The sequence below is a fragment of the Vibrio anguillarum genome (genome assembly GCF_003390515.1).
Taxonomy (GTDB): Bacteria; Pseudomonadota; Gammaproteobacteria; order Enterobacterales; family Vibrionaceae; genus Vibrio; species Vibrio anguillarum.
Genome location: NZ_CP031478.1, coordinates 469,258 through 490,445, shown reverse-complemented (window position 1 = coordinate 490,445; position 21,188 = coordinate 469,258). Strand labels below are relative to the sequence as shown.

General features: G+C 45.1%; 28 protein-coding genes. 26 read left to right on the top strand and 2 right to left on the bottom strand.

What is annotated here, in order from left to right:
* The first annotated feature begins 10 nt into the window (after positions 1-10).
* The 20 genes from DD616_RS02085 to DD616_RS01985 all read left to right on the top strand — a co-directional run bounded on the left by DD616_RS02085 (position 11) and on the right by DD616_RS01985 (position 15,232).
* Positions 11-349 carry a capsid cement protein gene (locus tag DD616_RS02085; RefSeq protein WP_170900777.1) on the top strand — a complete coding sequence of 113 codons (339 nt, stop codon included), beginning with the start codon at positions 11-13 and terminating at the stop codon, positions 347-349.
* 2 nt (positions 350-351) lie between these two features.
* Complete coding sequence (locus tag DD616_RS02080) at positions 352-690, top strand: hypothetical protein (protein WP_208871637.1); 339 nt, start codon at positions 352-354, stop codon at positions 688-690.
* The gene (locus tag DD616_RS02075) at positions 665-1,267 is read left to right on the top strand and encodes a hypothetical protein (protein WP_208871636.1); all 603 of its coding nucleotides are present in this window, start codon (positions 665-667) and stop codon (positions 1,265-1,267) included. Before DD616_RS02080 ends, DD616_RS02075 begins: the two co-directional genes overlap by 26 nt.
* Positions 1,230-1,739 carry a hypothetical protein gene (locus DD616_RS02070; protein ID WP_208871635.1) on the top strand — a complete coding sequence of 170 codons (510 nt, stop codon included), beginning with the start codon at positions 1,230-1,232 and terminating at the stop codon, positions 1,737-1,739. Before DD616_RS02075 ends, DD616_RS02070 begins: the two co-directional genes overlap by 38 nt.
* A complete protein-coding gene (locus DD616_RS02065) occupies positions 1,702-2,400 on the top strand; it encodes a phage baseplate assembly protein V (RefSeq protein WP_231140441.1) in 699 nt (232 codons plus the stop codon). The genes DD616_RS02070 and DD616_RS02065 overlap by 38 nt, the downstream gene beginning before the upstream one ends.
* Positions 2,397-2,732 (top strand): GPW/gp25 family protein, encoded by a 336-nt coding sequence (locus tag DD616_RS02060; RefSeq protein ID WP_017042809.1) that lies wholly within the window; start codon positions 2,397-2,399, stop codon positions 2,730-2,732. The genes DD616_RS02065 and DD616_RS02060 overlap by 4 nt, the downstream gene beginning before the upstream one ends.
* Positions 2,729-3,718, top strand: coding sequence for a baseplate J/gp47 family protein (locus DD616_RS02055; RefSeq protein ID WP_208871634.1), 990 nt, complete (start codon positions 2,729-2,731; stop codon positions 3,716-3,718). Before DD616_RS02060 ends, DD616_RS02055 begins: the two co-directional genes overlap by 4 nt.
* Positions 3,702-4,316, top strand: a complete 615-nt coding sequence (locus DD616_RS02050) for a phage tail protein (RefSeq protein ID WP_208871633.1) — start codon at positions 3,702-3,704, stop codon at positions 4,314-4,316. Before DD616_RS02055 ends, DD616_RS02050 begins: the two co-directional genes overlap by 17 nt.
* A complete protein-coding gene (locus DD616_RS02045; protein WP_208871632.1) occupies positions 4,309-5,595 on the top strand; it encodes a phage tail-collar fiber domain-containing protein in 1,287 nt (428 codons plus the stop codon). Before DD616_RS02050 ends, DD616_RS02045 begins: the two co-directional genes overlap by 8 nt.
* 9 nt (positions 5,596-5,604) lie before the next feature.
* Positions 5,605-6,165, top strand: coding sequence for a hypothetical protein (locus DD616_RS02040; RefSeq protein ID WP_208871631.1), 561 nt, complete (start codon positions 5,605-5,607; stop codon positions 6,163-6,165).
* Between the two features lie 102 nt (positions 6,166-6,267).
* Positions 6,268-6,507: a hypothetical protein gene (locus DD616_RS02035; RefSeq protein WP_208871630.1), complete on the top strand. Its 240-nt coding sequence runs from the start codon at positions 6,268-6,270 to the stop codon at positions 6,505-6,507.
* A complete protein-coding gene (locus DD616_RS02030) occupies positions 6,507-7,676 on the top strand; it encodes a phage tail sheath protein (protein WP_208871629.1) in 1,170 nt (389 codons plus the stop codon). The genes DD616_RS02035 and DD616_RS02030 overlap by 1 nt, the downstream gene beginning before the upstream one ends.
* A complete protein-coding gene (locus tag DD616_RS02025; RefSeq protein WP_064626817.1) occupies positions 7,669-8,145 on the top strand; it encodes a phage major tail tube protein in 477 nt (158 codons plus the stop codon). Before DD616_RS02030 ends, DD616_RS02025 begins: the two co-directional genes overlap by 8 nt.
* A 65-nt stretch (positions 8,146-8,210) precedes the next feature.
* The gene (locus tag DD616_RS02020; protein WP_208871628.1) at positions 8,211-8,915 is read left to right on the top strand and encodes a phage tail assembly protein; all 705 of its coding nucleotides are present in this window, start codon (positions 8,211-8,213) and stop codon (positions 8,913-8,915) included.
* Between the two features lie 111 nt (positions 8,916-9,026).
* Positions 9,027-11,777, top strand: a complete 2,751-nt coding sequence (locus DD616_RS02015) for a phage tail tape measure protein (protein WP_208871627.1) — start codon at positions 9,027-9,029, stop codon at positions 11,775-11,777.
* A 2-nt stretch (positions 11,778-11,779) separates the two neighbouring features.
* Positions 11,780-12,145, top strand: coding sequence for a phage tail protein (locus tag DD616_RS02010; RefSeq protein ID WP_017049014.1), 366 nt, complete (start codon positions 11,780-11,782; stop codon positions 12,143-12,145).
* Complete coding sequence (locus DD616_RS02005) at positions 12,145-12,348, top strand: hypothetical protein (RefSeq protein WP_170895095.1); 204 nt, start codon at positions 12,145-12,147, stop codon at positions 12,346-12,348. The genes DD616_RS02010 and DD616_RS02005 overlap by 1 nt, the downstream gene beginning before the upstream one ends.
* Entirely contained in the window at positions 12,348-13,325 is a 978-nt protein-coding gene (locus tag DD616_RS02000) for a hypothetical protein (RefSeq protein WP_208871626.1), read from the top strand. The genes DD616_RS02005 and DD616_RS02000 overlap by 1 nt, the downstream gene beginning before the upstream one ends.
* Entirely contained in the window at positions 13,325-14,605 is a 1,281-nt protein-coding gene (locus DD616_RS01995) for a site-specific integrase (protein WP_208871625.1), read from the top strand. The genes DD616_RS02000 and DD616_RS01995 overlap by 1 nt, the downstream gene beginning before the upstream one ends.
* Before the next feature lie 345 nt (positions 14,606-14,950).
* Positions 14,951-15,232 carry a hypothetical protein gene (locus DD616_RS01985; protein ID WP_208871623.1) on the top strand — a complete coding sequence of 94 codons (282 nt, stop codon included), beginning with the start codon at positions 14,951-14,953 and terminating at the stop codon, positions 15,230-15,232.
* 159 nt (positions 15,233-15,391) lie between these two features.
* On the opposite strand, the gene DD616_RS01980 is transcribed toward DD616_RS01985, so the two are convergent.
* Positions 15,392-15,727: a helix-turn-helix domain-containing protein gene (locus DD616_RS01980; RefSeq protein WP_208871622.1), complete on the bottom strand. Its 336-nt coding sequence runs from the start codon at positions 15,725-15,727 to the stop codon at positions 15,392-15,394.
* A 210-nt stretch (positions 15,728-15,937) separates the two neighbouring features.
* Here DD616_RS01980 and DD616_RS01975 point away from each other — a divergent pair, with 210 nt between their 5' ends.
* The 5 genes from DD616_RS01975 to rplT all read left to right on the top strand — a co-directional run bounded on the left by DD616_RS01975 (position 15,938) and on the right by rplT (position 19,520).
* Positions 15,938-16,150: a hypothetical protein gene (locus DD616_RS01975; protein WP_208871621.1), complete on the top strand. Its 213-nt coding sequence runs from the start codon at positions 15,938-15,940 to the stop codon at positions 16,148-16,150.
* 193 nt (positions 16,151-16,343) lie between these two features.
* Complete coding sequence (thrS, locus tag DD616_RS01970; RefSeq protein ID WP_010319593.1) at positions 16,344-18,272, top strand: threonine--tRNA ligase; 1,929 nt, start codon at positions 16,344-16,346, stop codon at positions 18,270-18,272.
* 3 nt (positions 18,273-18,275) lie between these two features.
* Positions 18,276-18,827, top strand: coding sequence for a translation initiation factor IF-3 (gene infC / locus DD616_RS01965; protein ID WP_080569453.1), 552 nt, complete (start codon positions 18,276-18,278; stop codon positions 18,825-18,827).
* Between the two features lie 103 nt (positions 18,828-18,930).
* Entirely contained in the window at positions 18,931-19,125 is a 195-nt protein-coding gene (gene rpmI, locus DD616_RS01960) for a 50S ribosomal protein L35 (protein ID WP_010319591.1), read from the top strand.
* Between the two features lie 41 nt (positions 19,126-19,166).
* The gene (rplT, locus tag DD616_RS01955; protein ID WP_010319590.1) at positions 19,167-19,520 is read left to right on the top strand and encodes a 50S ribosomal protein L20; all 354 of its coding nucleotides are present in this window, start codon (positions 19,167-19,169) and stop codon (positions 19,518-19,520) included.
* Positions 19,521-19,591: 71 nt separating this feature from the next.
* On the opposite strand, the gene DD616_RS01950 is transcribed toward rplT, so the two are convergent.
* Positions 19,592-20,554, bottom strand: a complete 963-nt coding sequence (locus DD616_RS01950; RefSeq protein ID WP_017043784.1) for an integron integrase — start codon at positions 20,552-20,554, stop codon at positions 19,592-19,594.
* A 288-nt stretch (positions 20,555-20,842) separates the two neighbouring features.
* On the opposite strand from DD616_RS01950, the gene DD616_RS17290 reads away from it, so the two are divergent.
* The coding region (locus DD616_RS17290) for a contractile injection system protein, VgrG/Pvc8 family (protein WP_269148163.1) at positions 20,843-21,188 on the top strand (346 nt) is incomplete at its 3' end.

The following is a 21,188-nucleotide window of genomic DNA, read 5'->3' as shown; positions in this document are numbered from 1 at the left end:
GGTGAAAACGATGCGTTATAGCGACGGTAAAAAAATTGCAGTGATCGCTCCAACGGGTGGCTTTAAAAAAGACATCCCTTGTTTGGTGGGCAGTTTGTTGGTTGTGCCAATGCAAACCATTAAAGCGGGTGAAGTGGTGACGTGCCACATTGATGGTCACTTTGATGGCCCGATTAAAGTGGGTGACACACCAAGCTTTGATTGTGATGCGGCTTACTTTGAAGCGGGCGAGTTTACTAAAACGAAACCCACGGCAGAAGGTGCGGTTTCGCAACCCGTTGGTGTGTTCGTTGACGGTGGTGTGCTGCTGACTGGCGGTGTGATCACTGAAATCGTCCCTGCTGCTTAAGTATGAGTAGCTTATTTGAATCTGCTCGGGGGTTACTCCGGGCATCTATCGCGGATTGCTTTGGGCATTCTATTTTAGTGACGACAGCAGAAGGCGATCAGCGAGAGATTATTGGGTACATACAAAGTGCAAAGCGCGGTGAGCACACTGTGTATCGTTTACTTACTGATGAAGCGTTACCAGAGCAATGCAGTACGGTTTATAAAGATAAGCCGTATATGTTGGTTTATGAGATGCCTGTTAAATCAACCGGCACGGATAGCCAGATCACACGCGAGTATGTGATGGTGCAAAAAGGCAGCGGGGCGCGTGGTGATGATTACTCCGAGTGGAAAAGTTAATGTAGATACATCTTTTATATCAAAACTAAACTACCTTCCTCGCGATATTGAAAGGGCGGCAAAGGTAGCAACTTGGAGGACGAATAACTGGCTAAGAAATTACTCAATGAATCTTCTTGGTGTTGAATTAAGAATATCAAATAGCGGATCGAGTAAGAAGGTAGATAAACGCACTAAAGAAGTATTCGATCGGAGATTTAAGCCATATAAAAACGTAAAGCTTCTTAGCGGTAAAACTCGGGTTTATACATCTAAATTATGGATAGGTTTAAATGATGTGTCTGTCCATCGTTTTGGGCCTATAAAGGAGTTGGCAGGAAGCAGGATTAAGGATGGCTCTGGAGAAATTCACAATAATGCATTTATCAAGAAATTTAGAACTGATTCTCATCCATTCGCCGTGCAAAGACATGTAACAGCCGAAACGTCAAAAGCAAGAAGAAAATATAGCGTTATAAAAAAAGATATCGCTGATGAAGTGGAAGAAATTATCTCAAGTTTGGAGCCTGAGATTAACGGAATGTTTGAGGAGTTTTTTTATGCAGAACTTAGACAAGTTCTTTCGAAATCCAAGTGATTATATTGGCTTGGTTGTTTCTCATGTTGAAGAGTGCCTTTCTATTAAAATGAGCTCACACTACAAAAGGAAACCAGAAGAACTAAACGGTTTAGAAGTTACCTATCGGTGCGGTGATTGCAACACGATGGACGAGTTTTCTAACGATGGCAGGAAAAAACACGAAATAGAGATTTTTTTCATTGTTACAGTAAGTATGGCCGATGATAAGTTTGACGAATTAGCACTTGATGTATGCTCTCGAATTGAAAGAGAGTTTGTTTCAAATTTATTTGAACACCCTGATGTACTAGAAGAACCACATTTTATTCAAAGCGATCCGGTAGCCTTCAATGCCGAAAATGGTTATTTCATGCGCGCCATATCGATTCGGCAAGTTATACGCATGGGCCCAGTTGATGAAGTGTATGGTGAAATTGGCGGGGCTGAATTGGATGGATTTAATCAAGAGAGTAGCGGCGCTTCAGAATGAAGTTCGAAAACTGAGAGAAGAGCTTACGGATACCGATAGGCGATTAGCCAATATTATCCGCCTCGGTACAGTTAAAGCGGCCCATGAACGAACGGTGGATATTCAAACAGGCACAAACTTAGCTGAGGGTGTGCCTTTTTTTGTGCCTGCGGCGGGGCGAGTCAAACATTATCGCCGCCCAACCGTTGGTGAGCAGTGCATTTTGATTAACCTTGGCCATGGTGACAACTTAAACAACGCCGCCGCGCTGATGGGGTTGCGTTCTAACCAGTTTCCCTTTCCGACTTTGCAAGAAAACGAAGTAATGACGGATTACGGGGGCGGCATGACCGAGCTGTATAACCTCGATGAAGGTTCGATCACTTGCAACTACCCCGGCGGCATGTTTTTGAATGCAGACTTAACGCACATTGGTAACCAAGAACACACAGGCAATACGAACCGCACAGGCGACAGCATATTCACAGGCAAGTTGATTAATACTGGCCTGTTTAACCACCAAGGCGCGTTTGCAGTTTCTGGTGGTGCAAGTGGTGGCGCGGCTACTTTTGCCGGTTCGATGGAGATCACCGATGGTGATGTAGTGGTTGATGGCTATAGCGTGAAACTGCACTTCCACTATGACGATGAAAATAGGCCGACAACTGAGGCTAAAAAATGATAGTGGGCATTGATCAAGAGTCGGGTTTAACTGTCACTGGGCTTGCTGCATTGAGTTGCCGAATTAAGCGAGTGCTAACCACTCAAGTTGGTTCTCGGGTGAAGCGCCGTGCGCTGGGTAACCGAGCCATTGAGCGTTTAGGGAAAAATCAAAGCCCGTCTGAAGCATTAATTGTGCAAAACCTTTCCATTGAAGCGTTAACTAATCCTAATAATCAATTGATTGGCTTGACGATCGAACAGTGTCAAGCCACGCCAACTGCACGCGGTTTTGTGGTGAGCGTGGTCGGCAAGTGGAATGGTGAAGCAATAAGAACGAGTGTGGATGTATGACAACTCAAGATAACAGGCCGAAAGCGTTTCAAGAGCCCGATTTTGAAACGTTGCTCGCTGAGTATATTGCGTTTGCTGTAGAGCACTGCGCAGCAAGCGATGTAGAGAAAGCTGCTTATTTGCAAGAGGCGTTGACTAATGACAGTGAATTACTCGCACAAGTGCTGCAAGCTTTGGTGCTGAAATACATTGCTGATACCCGTGAGAAAAACTACTGGGCGCTGCAGATGTTTCGTAAGTTCGTGACAGAAAGCGACATGGTGGATTTAATGGCGCTGCAGTACAACTTGAAACGGCAAGTCTTACAGCCAGAAGATACCTCAGTGTTTCCACCTAAACCCGCTGTTCTTGAGTCTAATGATGATCTCTTACGTCGCTTTGATTTAGCGCCGTACCAGTTCCATACCACTGGAACTCGGTTAGGTTACCGCTTTCATGCGTTAACTTTGGATGAGCGGCCAGTGATTAAGATTGAGTCGGAAGCGGATGCGGTGGTTGTGCGCTATGAATTTCCGAAAGCGGCTCAACCCGCTCTTGTGAAAGATGCACAGGCCAGAATGACCGAGCCAAATTCGGGTAAAGTGGCTGTTGCTATTTTGAGTCGCGAAACGCCCAATGGCGTTCCGAGTGCTGCGCTACTTGAACGCGCGAGCAAGTATTTAAACCGTGATGACATTGCTCAGGAAAGTGATGAGATCACCACAAAAGCTGCGATACCTATTCCTTATACGATCAGCGTTGTGCTTTATACCGGCGCAAATCCAAATAACCACGTCACCAAAGCACAGGCACAGCAAGCCGGAATGGCCTTTGCTGAGCGCAAGCATCGCTTAGAAGAAGTGATTGATGTTGAAGAGATCGGCCACGAGTTCTACGAGCTGGGTGTGAAGCGAGTGAAGGTGTTAGAGCCTGCTGCTGATGTGGTGTGCCAATGGGATGAGGCGCCATATTGTAGCGAGGTGATTATTGATGTCAGATCCGAATGAGTTTGTTAGCGTTCAACCTGACAACCGAACGCTCATCGAAGAGTCATTAGAATACGCATGGGCGCGTATTTTAGCGTTAGCCCCGAACCCTTACCCAAATTTAAAGAACCCACAGTTAACCGCTGATGAGTTCGTTGTGCTGCTCGCAGGTGAGCGTGGCGTTGCAGATTGGCAACCTACCGACACGATAGTGCAGCAACGTAAAACGACGGATAAAGCATTCCCTATACACAGCAAGGCCGGAACCAGAACAGGGCTTAAAACAGCGCTTGATGCGTTGGGCTTTGCTTCTGCTGTTACCCGTGGTGATGCAGCGTATTCCATTGACGTTGATGCCAGATTACTTGATCAACCGCTTACAGCGGAGATGTCGCAACGTATTAATGCGCGAATTACGGCTTACAAATCGGAACGAGACAGCGTTACAACTACGCTTTCGCGGTTACACAGCGCAAATAAGTATCGTGCTTTGGTGCTTCACAGTGCGCGTATTGTGCAAGTGAAAGCTGCCGAGCCCATTCCTCCAATATATGCAATGCCTAAAACCAGAGCGATTGCTATTCATTCAGTTAAGTCGGTGAGAATTAAACATGGCTAATCAAGATACAGACTTGCGCTGCTATTTAACGAATGCAGGTATTGCAGCAGAAAACAACTCGATCCAACTAGGTCGAAAGCTACCCGTGAAAGAAATGGTGTTTGGTAGCGGGCTACTTGCTGATGAAAGTGACCCACGTTTGCAAACCACTATGATTCAAGAAGAGTATACCGTTCCATGCGGTATGCTGTTTGACCCTGAAAGCCCAACACTCTTGGTATTTAAAGGCGATCTACCCGCCGATGTGGGTGGTTTTCATATTAATGAAGTGGCGATCCGCTTAGAAGATGGCACACTTTATGGTTACGCTCGCGGAAAAGGGGATTACAAGCCAACCATAGAGCAAGGCGCTACCGATTCGGTTCGCTATGCCGTGGAAATGTACACTACCAATGCGAGCAATGTTGAGTGCAAAATTGATCTGTCAAAAGTGTATGTTGATTGGGAAGATTTGGAAGCGCGCATTAAAGCGCATACCGATGATAATGCTCCGCACCCCCAATATGCGACGGATGATGATTTAACCCAAGCAAAGCAACAAGCCAAAACAGATTGGTCGAATTTAGTCGCGGTAAGTCAGTTTTTACCTTATGACCAAGGTCGAAAATATAAAACGGGCGAAATTTGCTACACCATAAATCAAGCAACTGGTGAGTTAGCGTATTGGCAATGGTATTCCAATGTTGAGTCATTGGCTGGTAAGTGGCCGCTGTCAGAAGGGAATCGTCATGCTGGTTGGTCTGACAATACTAAGCCGTTTTATTGGATTCCCTACACAGGAGATCAGGTAGGTATGCCTTTTTTATGGCTTGCTGAAGAAGCACCAGAGTGGGCAGTGATGGAGATCAATGTTGATTTACCTACAGCAGTTTATTGGCGTTTAGCTCGTCGTTATCCGCATTTAGTTAGTGGTGGCACAATTAATACGGGTGAAATTCGCGGTGAGTTCTTGCGTGTGCTTGATCAAGGTCGAGGCGTGGATGCAGGTCGTGTGCTAGGTAGTCATCAATCTGACGACTTTGAGGCCCACTATCATCCCCTAACAGCGGTGTCTGGAGGCGCAGCAACGTCACCTTCTTTTCCTAGTGCATTTGCTTCACCATATTTCTCCGGCAATGCGGCTAAACAGAACGATGGTTCATTTGCTAACGCAGGAGCGCTTACATACGGTGCCGCAGGGCAAGGTGCATATCAGAGTCCAGAACAACAGAAATCATCTGGCAATGGTATAGAAACAAGACCACGAAACATTGCTCGTTCTATGGCCATTGTCATTTAAGGAATTGAAATGATAGAACCAAAACAGTATTGGCCTGTAGATGGTCACACGAAAGAGATTCAACAAGCTGTTTTATCTGAATATCGGGGAGGAATCTTTCACATTCCCAAAGATGCGTTAGAGGTTCAACCGTTACCACCAAAAGAAGGTTTTGCAGTAGTAGCAATCTTAGATGATTCGGGAAAAGCTATTGATTCGGAATACATCGAAGACCATCGCGGTACGACGATTTATGATGAATCTGATTGCACTAAGTCGGAAGTGGTTTCTGAGCTAGGTCCCATTAAAGGCGGATTTACGCCTGATAAGCCATTAACGATTTTTGATGAACGTATTGATGACAAGTGGGTGACTAATGAAAGCAACAAATACATTGCTGAATATGATGTAGTAGATAGCAAGCGCAGGGCGTTATACACGCAAATTAGCGACCCGCTTTACTTTGAAGCTTATCGAGCTAAAGATGACGGCGATATTGCTAAGTATGAAGATTTTAAAGCGCAAGCAGACGCGGCGGTTGATAAAATCAAAACCGAAAACCCTTGGCCGATAAACCCAGAAACACTTTAGACACCCGCTAAATTAGCGGGTTTTTAATGCTCGTTTACAACCCTATTCAAACCCAACCCGCTTAGTGCTTTGCATTGGCGGGTTTTTTATTGGAGCTAGCCAATGGCGACACCCACAAAGCTGCAAAAGTCAAAAACTCAGAACTACCCGATATTACAGCCGTTTCGATTGAACGGCGAATGGGTTAGCCCTGATTACGAGAATAACAAAACCGTCCCGCTCTTACCTGCTCAAGCTTCCATGCTGCTACTGAATGGCAAGGTGGGCAAACCCGGAACACAAGCGAAAGCGACTGTTGCTCAAAAAGCGGCAGAGACAACCGCAAAACAAGAGGGCAAATAATGCTTTCACCGATCCAAGATTTTGAACTCAATGGCGTTGAAGTCAAAACCATTGAGCCGATGCCGAGCATGGGGCCACTTGCACTGCAGGTGGTTCACATCACTGGAACTGCACCGAATAAAAACGCAGGGTTAGCTTATAACGAGCCGACTCGTTTATGGAATTACCCACATGCGATGTTGATGCTTGATAGTGTTGGCGATCGCGTTGGGACGCTACCTAACGTGGTGCGTTATTTACTCGAGTTCGTGCAGTGCATTCTTTACGTCACCGTTGTTGAAGATACCGAAGTGCCTGCAACGACGGAAGCGAATGTGATTGGCGGTGTTGATAGCGCAACAGGGGCGATCGCTGGTTTACAAGCGGTGAAAGCGTGTCCTGAAACACCGACGATTATCGGCGCGCCGGGCTTTAGCTCTAAACCGATTGGCCAAGCATTAGCGCTAATTGGACGTGATGTCCGTTGCCGACCTGTACTGGATGGACCCAACACAAACGATATGGCCGCAGCGGAGTTCGCGGGCGAATTCGGTGCGGAAGGAACGGGTGAAGATAAGCTTTGCATTATCGACCCTTGGTTTTTGAAAACCTACGATGGAGCACAAGTATTAATGCCCGCTTCCATCGCTTTGATTGCGGCAATGGCTTCGGTGGAAGGGTATGAAAGCCCACAAAATCGCGGCGTTCTGTGTGATGAAACATCGCGTAATGTGTCTTACAAGATCAATGATAAAACCACGCAAGCTAACTTCTTAAATAAGCATGGCGTAGTAACCATTGCGCGCACACGCATGGGGGGCTATTCGATCATCGGTAACCGAACCAATACGGGACGCTTTATTGGTCACGTTGGCTTGGAAGATCTCATGGCTCGTAAGCTTGAAGAGACAAGCCAGCCCCTCATGGGCAAGCAGCTTACCGAAGCTTTCATGAACCAGGTGATTGATCGCTTAACTAACTGGGGACAAAACCTAGTCGCGCAAGGTGTTATCCCGGTGTTTAAGGCATTTCTGCACCCTGACAAGAACAACCTTGAGAACTATACCTCGGGGCGTTGGTTCTTGTGTGTGAACTACGGTCGCTATTCTCCAAACGAACATATGGTGTATGAGATGAGCGTAGATAACGGCTTAATTGAAGCGTGGCTAGAGGAGGTCGTTAATGGCTGATCGTATTCGTAAACGTATTGCGGCATTGGTTGAATCCGTGCCACTTATGAATGAAATCGTGGAATTCACCCCGCCCGATTTAAAAGCTAAGACCGCCTCGAATGATGGCGGTTTTTTTCAATCTGAAGATGTGGTGGGTTTTGAAGCGTTGAAGTGGTCTTTAAAAGTCCATGGTGATCACAAGCTGCTGCAGCTTGCACTTGGCAAATATTTTATGGATAACGCGCAAATCAACGTGACAGAAAATGGCAAAGATACAATGGGTATTGCTTATGTTGAAGCTTACTCACTGTACGGGCCGATCACCAACATCAAGAAAGATGCGTTAAAAATGGGTGAAAAGCCTACGGTAACCATTGAAGGCACTTGCAAAGCATACAAGCTGACGGATACGGGCATCACGATCCACGATATTAATATCGACACTGGCAAAGCGACGGTTGGTGGTGTGGATTTAATGGGATTTTAATTTTATATGGCAAATAGACCTCCTTTACTAGCGATAGTGGGAGGTCTTTTTTTTGGGGTTTCAACATGGAAAAAATCAGTATTCTTAAGTTTTTTAGTTGGGATGCGACAAAAAGCAAAGCACTAGAAGCTCGCCTGTTAGAGCTGAAGAATAAGCTTAAGCAGATCACGACTGATGCGAGTGAAGATGAGATAGCCGCACTGCAGCGTGAAACGGACAGCGTACAAAAAGAAGCACAAGCGCTCAGAACCGTTAAGCTAAAAATCATTTCGACCGCCAGTTTTAAAGCGTTGCCGCACATTAAGCTGACTGAAATGACACCAAAGCAGGAATTTGAACAGCGCAAAGCGGTGATTCTTCATTGTGCTGAGATAACACTTGAGAAATTCAACACACTACATACGCCCGATTTCCTTCAACTTTATTCAGACATTATTGAGTTTATTTTAACTCCCAGTGATGAGGTTCAAGGCAAAAAGTTAAGTGGTGATTGCTTTGAATTTGATTTGCTTGATCCGTTTGAAAATGAAGCGGGCGAGAAGTTTGCTCGGATTAAATTCCAAGTTCCTAAAGTGTCTCATTCTGCCGCATTGGCTGAAATTGAAGATGATGAAGAACGTGAAGATTTTATGTTTCGCGTGGTAACTGGGCTACAAAAAGCGGACTTTCAATACCTCTCTTTACGTGATTACTTGGCGCTAAAACCGCAGGTGGGCGCTTTTTTTCAACAATCGGCGGCATTCTTTCACCCCGCGACGTTGAATCTTTAATCGACCTTATTCCTATGCACCGTAATACGTCTGAATCTGAGTTGCTTCAATGGGCTCAAGACGTTGCGGTGCGTCGTTATGAGTTGATTTTGTCAAAACTCGGAGCGCGCAATGGCGGATAAGATCAGCTTAGTCCTTGATACTACGGTGAAAGGGTTAGAGGACATTGTTTCTACTACTTCGGCGGCTGAACGTTTAACGGCGGCAATTTCTAAACAGCGCAGTGAGGTGATCTCTCTTAATTCTCAATTGAAAAAGGTTGAGGGTTATCAGTCCGCTATTAAGCGCATGGAAAAGCTGAGGGAGCAATCTAAACAAGCTGAGCTTAGTGTTTCGGAGCTGGGCAAGCAGCTTGAAGAAAATAACGCTCAGGCGACTGGCCTACGTGTCGCTTACAGCCAAACGCAAGCAGAGATCAAAGGGCTTAATAGCCAACTTAAAAAAGCGTCAGGTGATGGAGCCGAGCGCTTAAAGGTTCAATTACACCAAGCGCAAAACCGCTTGGAGTCGTTAAACCTTGAGATGCACCAAGGTAAGGTTCGCACTTCTGATCTGAATTCGGCCTATAAAAAAGCGACGCAGCGCGTTACTGAGCTGACGGATAAACAAACGAAGCAGCGCGATAAATTGCGCGGCCTTGGGGCAGCACTGAAAGAGTCGGGTATTAATACTCGGCGCTTGGGTGATGAGCAGCAGCGCTTAGAGCAGAAAGCAGAAAAAGCAACCGCCGCTATTGCGAAGCAAAATGCGCGCATGAAGGAGATGCAGGCTATTCAGTCGCGCATTGATGGACGTAGTGCGAAGTTAGGTGAGATAGGCAGTCAGGCGACATCACTAGCGATCGCCGCTGCGCCCGTTGCCGCGACGGTTTGGAGTGCAGTTAAAAACGAATCTTCTTTTGCTGATGTGAAGAAGGTAGTGAATATGTCGCCTGAAGAGGCGGCGCAAATGCGGCAGTGGTCGTTGAAAACTCAAGCTTCTAAAGAGGGCGGCGGGTTAAACGCGAATGACCTGAATGCGATGCTTGCCGCTGGTGGCCGTTCTGGCATCAAAGACCCTAATGATTTAAAGCAGTTTGTTTTGGATTCAGCGGTAATGGGTGTGGCTTTTGATATGGAAGCGGCGCAAGCGGGTAAGACGCTGTCTGATTTTAAGGCCGCTTTAAACTTAGATCAAAAAGGTGCGATGAATTTAGCGGGTATGGTGAATTACATATCTAATGATTCAAACATGGACCCTAAGCAGCTTGCTAACGTGATGGCGCGCGAGGGGGCGACCGCGAAACTGGCAGGTTTCACCAATAATGACACTGCAGCGTTGGCTACCACCATGATTGCAACGGGCATGGGAGACGAACGAGTTTCAACAGCGGTAAAAAATATTTCAGGCCGTTTAACTATGGGGGATGCGGCCTCAAGCACCCAGAAAAGGGCTCTTTCTTCCATTGGGTTCGATTCTGCTTCTTTGGCGTCGTCAATGCAAGATGATGCGGCGGGCAGTTTGCTTGACGTATTAGAAGCGATTAAGTCTGCACCTCTGGAGGAGCAAAGCGCGTTGATTTCACAGATTTTCGGTGAAGAGGTAAAAGGCGCGGTGGCGGTTCTGGCTGGAAATACGAAAGAGTTTGTTCGCTTGCGTAAGTTGGCTAATGAGTCAGAAGAAGTCCACCTTAAATCACTTCAAGGTGAGTTTAATTCGCGTATTGCGACGAGTGAAATAGGCATTCAGCTTTTCATTAATAAGTTGAACCGTTTGAGTGTGATCGTTGGTACTGCGCTGCTTCCTGCGTTGAACTGGGTTTTACAACCGCTCGGTAATGCCGTTGACATGGTGAGCAATTTCGCAGAAGCCAACCAAGGTTTAACGGCTGCGGTGGGTATTGGCGTTGCTGCGTTGATCACATTGAAAGGCGTGATGCTTGCGGGCAAAGCTGCCTCGCTTATTTTTGGCAACACGCTAGATAAGAGCCGCTTGTTTCGTAAAGGTCTAAACCGTGAAACGAATGAGAGCGGTCGCGCTGCGCAGTTTGCTGCTAAGCAGTTTAGCCGGCTAAATGAAACGTTGTGGAACTCAGGACGAGATAATGGCGGACAAGATGGAGGCAACGACAGAAATAGGCGCAACAGGAACAACAGAAACAACAGAAACAATCGGCCACCACGCCGCAGGTCACGAAATCCATTATTGAGAGCATATGATATAGCATCGAGCTTCTTTACTCATAAGCGCGGCGCTTTGCCGATCGCTCTTGGTGGGGGCGCTTTGGCGATGACTCCGGCAATGGCCATGGCGCAAGATGCGCTTGATATTGGTGGTGATGTTGCTGAGGGCTTAGGGAAAGGCGGACTGAATAAATTGATTAGGCCGCTTTCAATGGCGATCTCTACGGCGAATATCGCTACCGCTTTAGTGGATGGTGACACTAAAGGAGCGATCACCGAGGGAGGTGGTTTACTTGGTGGTTTGGGTGGCGCGAGTTTGGGTGCGGCGATTGGTACCGCCATTTTGCCCGGTGTTGGCACTGTTATCGGCGGTTTAGCCGGTTCGTTTTTGGGTGACTATGGTGGCGAGCTGTTAGGTGGTTGGTTTGGCGATAAGCTGACGAATCCGCCAGATAAGCTAATGGCTTCTAGTGACGTTCAATCGAAGATTGAGGAAAAGGAACGACAAGAGTCGGTGGCACGCTCGCTTCCTCCTATCCAAATATCAACGCCCATTTATGCCGCGCCGGGCATGGATGAACAAAAGCTCGCTTCTCTGGCTCGACAAGAAGTAGCGAATGCGCTTCAGCAGCAGTTCGGCAGTATGTCTGGGCTTTCTATTGATGATTCTTTGTCTATTTCTGCGATTGACCGGAGTTAGTTATGCACCACATCGTGATCGGTGAGTTTGTCTTTGCTGTGGGGGATAAAACCCCCATTAGCAAAATGGATCGGGTAAGCAATGGAGCCTACTCGGAAGTGTCGGTGATGGATGGAAGTAAATCGGAATTTACGGGGCAACCCCTCGATTCTATTGATATTACAGCTAAGTGGACTCGATATGGCGCGGCTAAAAGTGTGGACGCGCTGAGGGCTTTGATTCTTGCTCCGCAGCAAGTGAGTGATGGACAAGGTTTTAACCTAGGCAAGTGGACGATTAAGCAGATCAAAGAGGGCCGTTCTGAACTTGTCCATGATGGCCGTGCGATGGTGACCGAGGTTTCTTTACAACTGATGGAGTTTCGTTAATGCGGGTACAAGCTAAGGCGGGGTATTTGGTGGCTGATTTGTTGTTCAAGCATGCGGGGCAAGATGGAGATCGGATCGAGGCGGAGTTTTACCGCCTCAATCCCCATGTTCGCGCTGATGTTTTTCCACAAGATTGTTCTGTGATTATCCCTGAAGTGAATGTGAATCAACGTTCTATTGGTGTTACGCGGAGTTGGGACTGATGTTGAGAATCGAAGGTAAAAACGCTGAGCTCATGATGAGCTTATTGAAGAGTTGGCAGCTCACAGATGGTAATGGGGTGGAAGGAGACTACCTTTCCATGGCTATTTTTTCAGATGATATTGATGGTATTCCCCCAAAGGGTGAGAAATATCAAGTCTATTTAGGTGATGTATTTCGTGATGAATTCCAGATTTCTAAGCGTTCAGCAAGTTTGCACCCACGTGAGATCAGCATTGTGCTGAGCGTGGCCCCCTTTAATATTAAAGATTCAACGGGTTATCGTGCCAAGAAGTCGTCAAGCTGGAATGATTCGACCTTGACGCAAGTCGTTTCTGACTGTGTTACCCCTCATGGGTTTTCGGTTTTTGTTCATCCTCGATTACAAAATATTAGAATCGAGCATGTCGATCGGACTGATGAGAGTGCATCTGCTTTTGTGTATCGCTTAGCCAAACAATACGATGCCGCCGCGAAGATTGTTGATGGTGTGTATGTGATAGCGCCGAAAGGTGAAGCTTCAAGCGCAAGTGGTAAAAAGATTGAGACTATTACGTTGTCACTTCCTGATATTGCGGAGGAGAAGGGCTCGGCTGACTTTTTGAATGTTGAGGTCGAACTTGATGGGCGTGATGACTTCAATGGCGTTAAGTCTTTTTATTTAACGACGGATTCTGGTGAGAGATTGGAAGTTTTGGTGGGAAATGAGCCGTTCAAAGTGATCAGCAAGGACTGTGGTAGCCGAATTGACGCAGAGCAAGTTTGTTTAACCGAGCTGAGACGAATTCAACGAGAGGGGCGGAAACTGACGATCATCGGGCCACCTAACCTGCGCGCTTTTGCTGAGGGGGTTGTGGTTCTGGATGATTCTTTTCCTAAAGCATTTCGCGGGAAATGTTCTATTGATTCGGTTAATTTTTCTGGGCGTGGACGTCAGCCTAGCTCTATGACTATTAAAGCAACGTTATTGGGGGCGTGATGGGGATTCGATTTAATGCAAACGCGCACGCTCAGTTGACCGTTTCTCTTAGAATTTCAGATGCACAAATCCGAAAGTATTTGCGTGACCCAAGGGTTAGGCAGTTAAAGGACGTGCGTGGTTCTTTGTATCTTCGCTTTAATGCGTCTAGAACGGGCGGCACGTGGTGGCTGTATCAATATAAAAATGGTGAACAGTTTCCTTATCGTATCGGCACTTATCCGACCACGCAAGCTAAGGATGTGATGGACTTAGTTAGCGCGACGACGGTGCAGATCGCTAAAAATAATGTGGTTAACTTTAGGCGTTTTGAGACGGTTGATCAGCTAATTGATTGGCATGTGACACGCCAATTCAAGCTTGGTAACTCTTCAAAAGAGCGCTTAGCAAACATTAAGAGCATGGCTAACCGCCATCTTATGGGCATTTTTCACGGAGAGCCTATCATGACGCTTGATGCGGAGTTGATTGATGAAGAGCTAATCCAACCAATGTTTGATGCCGGACTCTCACTGAGTTACGTGAAGGCCATGTTTAACTTGTTGAAGTCTGCATATACAACAGCGAAGAGGTTAAAGCATATTGGGGTTAATCCGCTGGCTGATGTTCGCTTTCGTGACTTTTTCCCAGACAACTTTTCAATTACTAAAGCGCAGGTTCGCGGTTGTCGCTTAGCGACTGATCAAGTACCTGATGTCTTGATGGCATTAGATTTTGCTGATAATCCAACTCGTTTGCTGGTGATGATGATGCTTGGCCATGGTTCACGCATTGGAGAAACTCGCAAGGCCAAATGGTGCAATGTTAGCTTTTCAACGAAGTGCTGGACGATCCCAAGTGGTGATGCAAAAACCCGTCAAGCGATGGTTTATCCGTTGTCTGATTCGATGATTGAGTTGTTGCAATCATATCGAGATTGGCAAGCTGAGCTAGGCTATAAGGGTGAGTATGTGTTCCCCGTTGATTTGCGTTCAAGTTCTGGCATTTATGGAGCGCTAGCCAGTAACTTAGTTAAGTCAATTTCAAAGGGAGATTGGAGTGGACACGATTTGCGCAAGCGAGCTCGTTCAATTTGGGCCGACTTAGGTATTGATTACATGGTTGCGGAGACGCTACTGAATCACGCAAAGGGTAAACTTGATCTCGCTTATATACACACTCACATCGAACTGCAAAAGAAAGAAGCCGTTTATCGCTACCACGAATGGTTAAAAAGTTGCTGGCGAACCTGTTTTAGACCTGTCTCGACGGATCAACAGATCATCAAAAAGGCTATTTAGATCAATTTAATAGCTCATTTCAAATATAAATCTAAGCGGATGATAATTGCATGTCATTTTTATGCCAAAACGAGCCAATAAACGAGGCTCTTATAACTGCTGCACGTCTGGTTCCGCACCAAGTGGCGCGCATTAAACCAAGCAAGACTCAGCTTAAAGTGCTGAGTTCAATTCGATGGGGCGAAGAGGTTACTTCGTCACAGATTGCTGACAGGTTGGATCTTTCTGAGAGTTGGGCAAGTACGCTGCTAAATCAGTTGAACTGCAAGTTGTTTCTTGAAAGAAGACCTAATGCTCGTCAAAATGGTGGTGTTGAGTTTTTTTATAAACATGCTGGAGGGTGAAATGGAATCTGAATGGGCTATTGATAGTGAGTGGTACTGGCATATGGGTACTGAAGGTATTAGGTTTGTACTAAGAAATGAAGAAGAACGTCACTTATTCGAAATTTCTAGAATAGCATTGGTCGATTTATTTAGAACCGAAGATACCAGGAAGAAAGCTGAGGAGTTGTTTGTTAGTAATCAAGATCGAATCATCGCATTATGTCTTAAGTTGCTAAGCGAGAAAGGCGAGCAAGAGCGACAACTTATCAAGCTTGAAACTCTTCAGCGTCTTGGCTTCTAAACATTTAGGGGTAATAGGTTCTTTTGGGGGCTGTCGGTTAGCAAACGAGGGCAACCCTCGGGAAATAAAAATTTTTCGGTTCTTATGGTCACCACCACCAAGGGTATTGTTTTGTCTGCTTTTCTTGGTGGCTGACTGAGCGTGACGCATAACGCTTAATTATTTTCTGTTGTTTATGCTCAGGTCGGCATGTAGACTTATAAGAAACTCAATAAGAAGTCTTCTTGTTTTTTGGGGTAGTAATCTAGAAGCGGCCAACACGTCTACTTCGCTTGCATTGTCATAACCGAGCTTATCAAGTAATAAATCAATTTCACTGACATTAAGCGCCCTGATAATTGATTCATACTGACTTAGCTTTATATCAGTTTTACATTGCTCTATGCGTTGATATGTCTTTTTACTCATACCGCATAGTTCTGCTACTTCATCCTGTGTTAACCCTGCTAAATTTCTCCGCTTTTTTATCGCTCTGACTAGAGATTCTCGTGACATACAGCACGCGCTACGGCCCAAATGTGACCTTTATTGCGGATAAAAGAGACCATTTTGAATCGCTCTATTGATGAAAGTTAACTAACGAATGAAAATAACCACCGAAAAATAAGAGGTTAATCCCGTTTAAAAATAGACTCTATTGATAATAGTAGCAATAAAGAGTGATTAACAAAACGTCGGCTGGTGGCTTAGAGGTAAAAAGTCTTTATGAGTAATGGTATTTGTTTTGATGATATAGATTTAGGTTTAGTGCACGTAAGTTCGTTAGCTTCTGAATTGCATGATGAACTAATTGAGTTTGGACGAGAGGATTTAGCTGCAAAAGCTGAACGACTGGCCTATTTTTCTTGGTTTCTTTCTAGGGCTAGTGTGAATATAAATCAGGAAGGCGATTCATTTACTAGAAGCATTAGAAATTAAAATAATATGTTGTGATCTGTGTTGCATTCATTAGAATGCACACAAGTACGCAAGAATGTACATCCGTATTTGTACCTAAAAGTGTACCAAATTTAAATAAATTAACCCTTTCTTCAGCTAAGTTGTTGTACTGAAAGGGTTTTAAATTAAAACATGTGTTGCTTGGTATGCAACACCACTGTAAGGATTATACATGCCTATTATTACTCTTCCTGACGGCAGTCAACGTCATTTTGAACACCCAGTATCGACAATGGAAGTTGCAGCTTCTATCGGCCCTGGTCTTGCAAAAGCAACGATCGCAGGCCGTGTCGATGGTGTGCGCGTCGATGCGTGCGATCTTATCGAAAATGATGCTAGCCTTGAAATTATAACGACAAAAGATGAAGTTGATGGTTTAGAGATCGTACGCCACTCTTGTGCGCACTTACTTGGCCATGCATTAAAGCAACTTTATCCACAAGCCAAAATGGCGATTGGTCCGACGATCGACAGCGGCTTCTACTATGATATCGATCTTGAGCAATCACTCACGCAAGATGATTTAGAGCAAATCGAAAAGCGCATGAAAGAGCTTGCCAAGACAAAATATCAAGTTGTCAAAAAGAAAGTCAGTTGGCAGGAAGCCCGTGATGCTTTTGAGGCTCGCGGTGAAACATACAAGATGGAAATCTTGGATCAGAACGTGGCTCGTGATGACAGACCGGGTCTATACCATCATGAAGAATACATTGACATGTGTCGTGGCCCTCACGTACCTAACATGAGCTTCTGCCAACACTTTACCCTGCTTAGCATTGCTGGCGCGTACTGGCGTGGTAACAGTGATAACAAGATGCTACAGCGCATCTATGGTACGGCATTCCATGACAAGAAAGCACTTCAAGCCCATTTAACGCGTTTAGAAGAAGCGGCTAAACGTGATCATCGTAAAATTGGTAAGCAGCTCGATCTATTCCATATGCAGCAAGAAGCTCCAGGGATGGTATTCTGGCACCATAACGGTTGGTCTATATTCCGTGATCTTGAAGTGTTCATTCGCCAAAAACTCAGTGAGTACGACTACCAAGAAGTAAAAGGTCCATTAATGATGGACAGAGTTCTATGGGAGCGTTCTGGTCACTGGGATAAATATGCGGACGCCATGTTCACGACGTCATCTGAAAATCGTGAATATGCAATTAAACCGATGAACTGCCCAGGCCACGTTCAAATATTTAATCAAGGTTTGAAATCATACCGTGATCTGCCATTGCGTATGGCTGAGTTTGGATCTTGCCACCGCAATGAACCATCAGGTTCATTACATGGTATTATGCGTGTTCGTGGCTTTACTCAAGATGACGCCCATATTTTCTGTACCGAAGATCAAATTCAACAAGAAGTGACATCTTGTATCAAGATGGTCTACGACACCTACACGACGTTCGGTTTTGATAACATCGTTGTTAAGCTGTCTACACGCCCAGAAAAACGTGTTGGTAGTGATGAAATTTGGGATAAATCGGAAGAAGCATTAAAGCTTTCACTGCAGGCAATGGATATCCCATTTGAAATTCAAGAAGGTGAAGGCGCATTCTACGGCCCTAAAATTGAATTTACTTTGCATGATTGCTTAGATCGTGCGTGGCAATGTGGTACAGTGCAGCTGGATTTCAATTTACCTGCTCGTCTAGGCGCGACATATGTTGGCGAAAGTAACGAGCGTCTTGTTCCGGTTATGATTCACCGTGCAATTTTGGGTTCACTTGAGCGCTTTATCGGTATTCTTATCGAAGAGTATGCAGGTTTCTTCCCTACGTGGTTAGCGCCGGAACAAGCGGTAATTATGAACATTACTGATAAACAGTCAGTTTACGCTCAGGAAGTAGCACAAAAACTACAAAAATGTGGAATTAGAGCCAAAGCAGACTTGAGAAATGAGAAGATTGGCTTTAAAATCCGCGAACACACTTTAAAGCGTGTACCGTATATGCTTGTTTGTGGTGACCAAGAAATGGAAGCCGGAGAGATCGCAGTACGTACCCGCAGGGGCAAGGACTTAGGTAAATTTAAATTGGATGACTTTATTGCGTATATCCAAGCCGAAGTTTCTAGCCGTAAGCTCAATCTGGAGGAATAAACTATTAAAGGCGGAAGACGTGGCCAACAGCCGGCCAAACCAAACCAGCACCGTTTAAACGGTGAAATTCGTGGCGTTCGTGAAGTTCGTTTAACTGGCGCAGATGGTGAATCCGTTGGTGTTGTATCAATCAACGAAGCATTAGAAGCTGCTGTAGAAGCTGGTATGGATCTTGTAGAGATCAGCCCTAACGCCGAGCCACCAGTTTGTCGTGTGATGGACTATGGCAAGTTCCTCTTTGAAAAGAGCAAGACTGCTAAAGAGCAGAAGAAGAAGCAAAAACAGATCCAGATTAAGGAAATTAAATTCCGTCCTGGGACTGATATTGGAGACTATCAGGTAAAACTACGCAACCTGACCCGTTTCCTAGAAGAAGGCAACAAAGTGAAAGTTACTATTCGCTTCCGTGGCCGTGAGATGGCGCACCAAGACATCGGTGTCGATGTTCTTCATCGTTTGAAAGAGGATACTGCTGAAATTGCAGTAGTTGAGTCTTTCCCGAGTCGAATTGAAGCACGCCAGATGATCATGATGCTTGCCCCTAAAAAGAAGTAATTAACGGCTTACAAGTAATGAGACCTCGCCGTTGAAAGACGGTGGGGTGTTATTCGCCCTAATTACATGTTATTTAAACTACTACAATGCGGAGTTATTCATCATGCCTAAGATGAAAACCAACAAAGGTGCAGCTAAGCGTTTTAAGAAAACTGCTGGCGGTATTAAATTTAAGCACGCTACAAAACGTCATATCCTGACTAAGCGTACTACTAAGAACAAGCGTCAACTACGCCCTAACTCAATCCTTCCAAAATGTGAAGTGGCTGGTGTTATGCGCATGTTGCCATACGCTTAATTCTTTTTAGTTTATTTATCGTTTAGTTTAGGAGAAGCATAATGCCTCGCGTAAAACGTGGTGTACAAGCTCGTGCACGTCATAAGAAAGTTCTAAAACAAGCTAAAGGTTACTACGGAGCACGTTCACGTGTTTACCGCGTAGCTTTCCAAGCTGTAACCAAAGCTGGTCAATACGCTTACCGTGACCGTCGCACTAAAAAGCGTCAGTTCCGTCAACTATGGATTGCGCGTATTAACGCAGCATCTCGTCAAAATGGTCTATCTTACAGCCGTTTCATTAACGGTCTTAAGAAAGCATCTATTGAGATCGATCGTAAGATCCTTGCTGATATCGCGGTATTCGACAAAGCTGCATTTGCAGTGCTTGTTGAAAAAGCAAAAACTGCTCTTTAATTTAGCAGTGAAGGTTTAAAGAAAAGGAGGGCAAGTATGCTCTCCTTTTTTATTGCGCTTATTTATAAGCTTTATAAGCGCGACAGTGGGCTTAATACACCGCTGGCGCCTCTATCCAGTACGTGAGTGTAAATCTGAGTGGTTTTTACATCACTATGCCCTAATTGTTCTTGTACTGTTCTAATGTCCGCTCCCGCTTCTAGCAAGTGTGTCGCAAAGCTATGCCTTAGCGTATGGCATGAAACTGACTTTTGTATCTCAGCATCATGAGCGGTTTTCCGAACTGCTCGCTGCAATGCCGACTCATTAATATGGTGCCTTCGTTTCAACCCACTATTCTCATCTAAGGTAAGTAAATTAGATGGAAACAAGTAGTGCCAATTAAACTCATAAGGAGCTGAAGGATATTTTTCTCGCAACGCATTGGGTAACCAGACTCCTCCATAACCTTTGGTTTGCATATCTTTATCATAGTAACGCTTAGCTAATGCTTGTTGCTCAGCTAGTTGTGGATAAAGCTCCTTAGCAAGTGTGACGGTGCGGTTTTTTCCTCCTTTTCCTTGCCATACCCGAACCGCACCATAATCTAAATCAATATCCTGTATTCGGAGTCTGACACATTCCATCAGCCGCAGCCCTGATCCGTATAAGAGCATAATTTGCAATTGATATCGTGGCTCAATATGTTCTAAAAACCGCTTAATTTCAGTTCTTGTCATCACTACTGGTAATTTTTGAGCAAGTTGAGATTTCTTGAAATTCATGCTAATTGATAGCGGTTCTTTAATGATTTCACGGTACAGAAAATGGAGAGAGTTAAGCGCCAACGCTTGTGTTTTAGCGGCTACTTTACCATTAACAGCTAAGTCAGTTAAAAACATCTCAACTTCTTTACTACCCATTCTCATTGGATGTGTTTTGTTATTGAAGTAGATGAATCGTGTTATCCAGTGCAAATATGCCTCTATAGTTTTCTTTGCATAGTGTCGCGCTTGCATATACTCTTTAATGCTTAAAATAAATTGTGATTTCATATTTTTCCAATAAAATTGCCTGTTTTTATATACAGTATTGTTGTTTTTGGTTTAGTCAACAAACTAAGTTGCATAAAGTCGTCTAATGTGAAGTCTGACGCAGTTTTTATTCAACTAACCATCTGATAAAAAAGATTTATATGATAGATTTCTAATTATCAAAGTTCATGATAAGTGGCGGTAGCATGGTAAATTAGGTCGCATTTTGTTGTATAGATAGCGTTATGCATTTTTTAGGAATGTATTGAGCTTAAGGTTTTTCGACATTCAAATGTGGAAGGTAAAAAGATGGCAAGGTTAAGTTTTAGGCTCACCGTGGAGGGTTTGGCAGACGACACGTTGGTGGTGCGTGAATACCAAGGCGTGGAATCGCTGTCTGATAGCGCGCAAGCGGGCCTGCATTGCTACGGTTTTCGCTATGAGATAAAACTGGCCAGTCGCCAATCTGGCTTAACAGCGCTGGAGCTGGTGGACAAAACCGCTCAGCTTGAGATGTTGCGTGATGGCCTTGTCGTGCAGCGCGTGCACGGCATTGTGCACCAGTTCAGTAAAGGCGATATTGGCCATCATCACACCTTTTACTCACTGACCTTAGTCCCGGCATTAGAGCGGTTATCACTGCGCCAAAACAGCC

What these genes read in the sequence shown, in the direction of transcription:
- DD616_RS02080 (WP_208871637.1), top strand. Translation starts at nt 352, where the DNA reads ATGAGTAGCTTATTTGAATCTGCTCGGGGGTTACTCCGGGCATCTATC.
- DD616_RS02065 (WP_231140441.1), top strand. Translation starts at nt 1,702, where the DNA reads ATGGATTTAATCAAGAGAGTAGCGGCGCTTCAGAATGAAGTTCGAAAA.
- DD616_RS02085 (WP_170900777.1), top strand. Translation starts at nt 11, where the DNA reads ATGCGTTATAGCGACGGTAAAAAAATTGCAGTGATCGCTCCAACGGGT.
- DD616_RS02040 (WP_208871631.1), top strand. Translation starts at nt 5,605, where the DNA reads ATGATAGAACCAAAACAGTATTGGCCTGTAGATGGTCACACGAAAGAG.
- DD616_RS02070 (WP_208871635.1), top strand. Translation starts at nt 1,230, where the DNA reads ATGCAGAACTTAGACAAGTTCTTTCGAAATCCAAGTGATTATATTGGC.
- DD616_RS02075 (WP_208871636.1), top strand. Translation starts at nt 665, where the DNA reads ATGATTACTCCGAGTGGAAAAGTTAATGTAGATACATCTTTTATATCA.
- DD616_RS02050 (WP_208871633.1), top strand. Translation starts at nt 3,702, where the DNA reads ATGTCAGATCCGAATGAGTTTGTTAGCGTTCAACCTGACAACCGAACG.
- DD616_RS02020 (WP_208871628.1), top strand. Translation starts at nt 8,211, where the DNA reads ATGGAAAAAATCAGTATTCTTAAGTTTTTTAGTTGGGATGCGACAAAA.
- DD616_RS02055 (WP_208871634.1), top strand. Translation starts at nt 2,729, where the DNA reads ATGACAACTCAAGATAACAGGCCGAAAGCGTTTCAAGAGCCCGATTTT.
- DD616_RS01975 (WP_208871621.1), top strand. Translation starts at nt 15,938, where the DNA reads ATGAGTAATGGTATTTGTTTTGATGATATAGATTTAGGTTTAGTGCAC.
- rpmI (WP_010319591.1), top strand. Translation starts at nt 18,931, where the DNA reads ATGCCTAAGATGAAAACCAACAAAGGTGCAGCTAAGCGTTTTAAGAAA.
- DD616_RS02035 (WP_208871630.1), top strand. Translation starts at nt 6,268, where the DNA reads ATGGCGACACCCACAAAGCTGCAAAAGTCAAAAACTCAGAACTACCCG.
- rplT (WP_010319590.1), top strand. Translation starts at nt 19,167, where the DNA reads ATGCCTCGCGTAAAACGTGGTGTACAAGCTCGTGCACGTCATAAGAAA.
- thrS (WP_010319593.1), top strand. Translation starts at nt 16,344, where the DNA reads ATGCCTATTATTACTCTTCCTGACGGCAGTCAACGTCATTTTGAACAC.
- DD616_RS02030 (WP_208871629.1), top strand. Translation starts at nt 6,507, where the DNA reads ATGCTTTCACCGATCCAAGATTTTGAACTCAATGGCGTTGAAGTCAAA.
- DD616_RS02060 (WP_017042809.1), top strand. Translation starts at nt 2,397, where the DNA reads ATGATAGTGGGCATTGATCAAGAGTCGGGTTTAACTGTCACTGGGCTT.
- DD616_RS02015 (WP_208871627.1), top strand. Translation starts at nt 9,027, where the DNA reads ATGGCGGATAAGATCAGCTTAGTCCTTGATACTACGGTGAAAGGGTTA.
- DD616_RS01980 (WP_208871622.1), bottom strand. Translation starts at nt 15,727, where the DNA reads ATGTCACGAGAATCTCTAGTCAGAGCGATAAAAAAGCGGAGAAATTTA.
- DD616_RS02000 (WP_208871626.1), top strand. Translation starts at nt 12,348, where the DNA reads ATGTTGAGAATCGAAGGTAAAAACGCTGAGCTCATGATGAGCTTATTG.
- DD616_RS02025 (WP_064626817.1), top strand. Translation starts at nt 7,669, where the DNA reads ATGGCTGATCGTATTCGTAAACGTATTGCGGCATTGGTTGAATCCGTG.
- DD616_RS01995 (WP_208871625.1), top strand. Translation starts at nt 13,325, where the DNA reads ATGGGGATTCGATTTAATGCAAACGCGCACGCTCAGTTGACCGTTTCT.
- DD616_RS01950 (WP_017043784.1), bottom strand. Translation starts at nt 20,554, where the DNA reads ATGAAATCACAATTTATTTTAAGCATTAAAGAGTATATGCAAGCGCGA.
- DD616_RS02045 (WP_208871632.1), top strand. Translation starts at nt 4,309, where the DNA reads ATGGCTAATCAAGATACAGACTTGCGCTGCTATTTAACGAATGCAGGT.
- DD616_RS02010 (WP_017049014.1), top strand. Translation starts at nt 11,780, where the DNA reads ATGCACCACATCGTGATCGGTGAGTTTGTCTTTGCTGTGGGGGATAAA.
- DD616_RS01985 (WP_208871623.1), top strand. Translation starts at nt 14,951, where the DNA reads ATGGAATCTGAATGGGCTATTGATAGTGAGTGGTACTGGCATATGGGT.
- DD616_RS02005 (WP_170895095.1), top strand. Translation starts at nt 12,145, where the DNA reads ATGCGGGTACAAGCTAAGGCGGGGTATTTGGTGGCTGATTTGTTGTTC.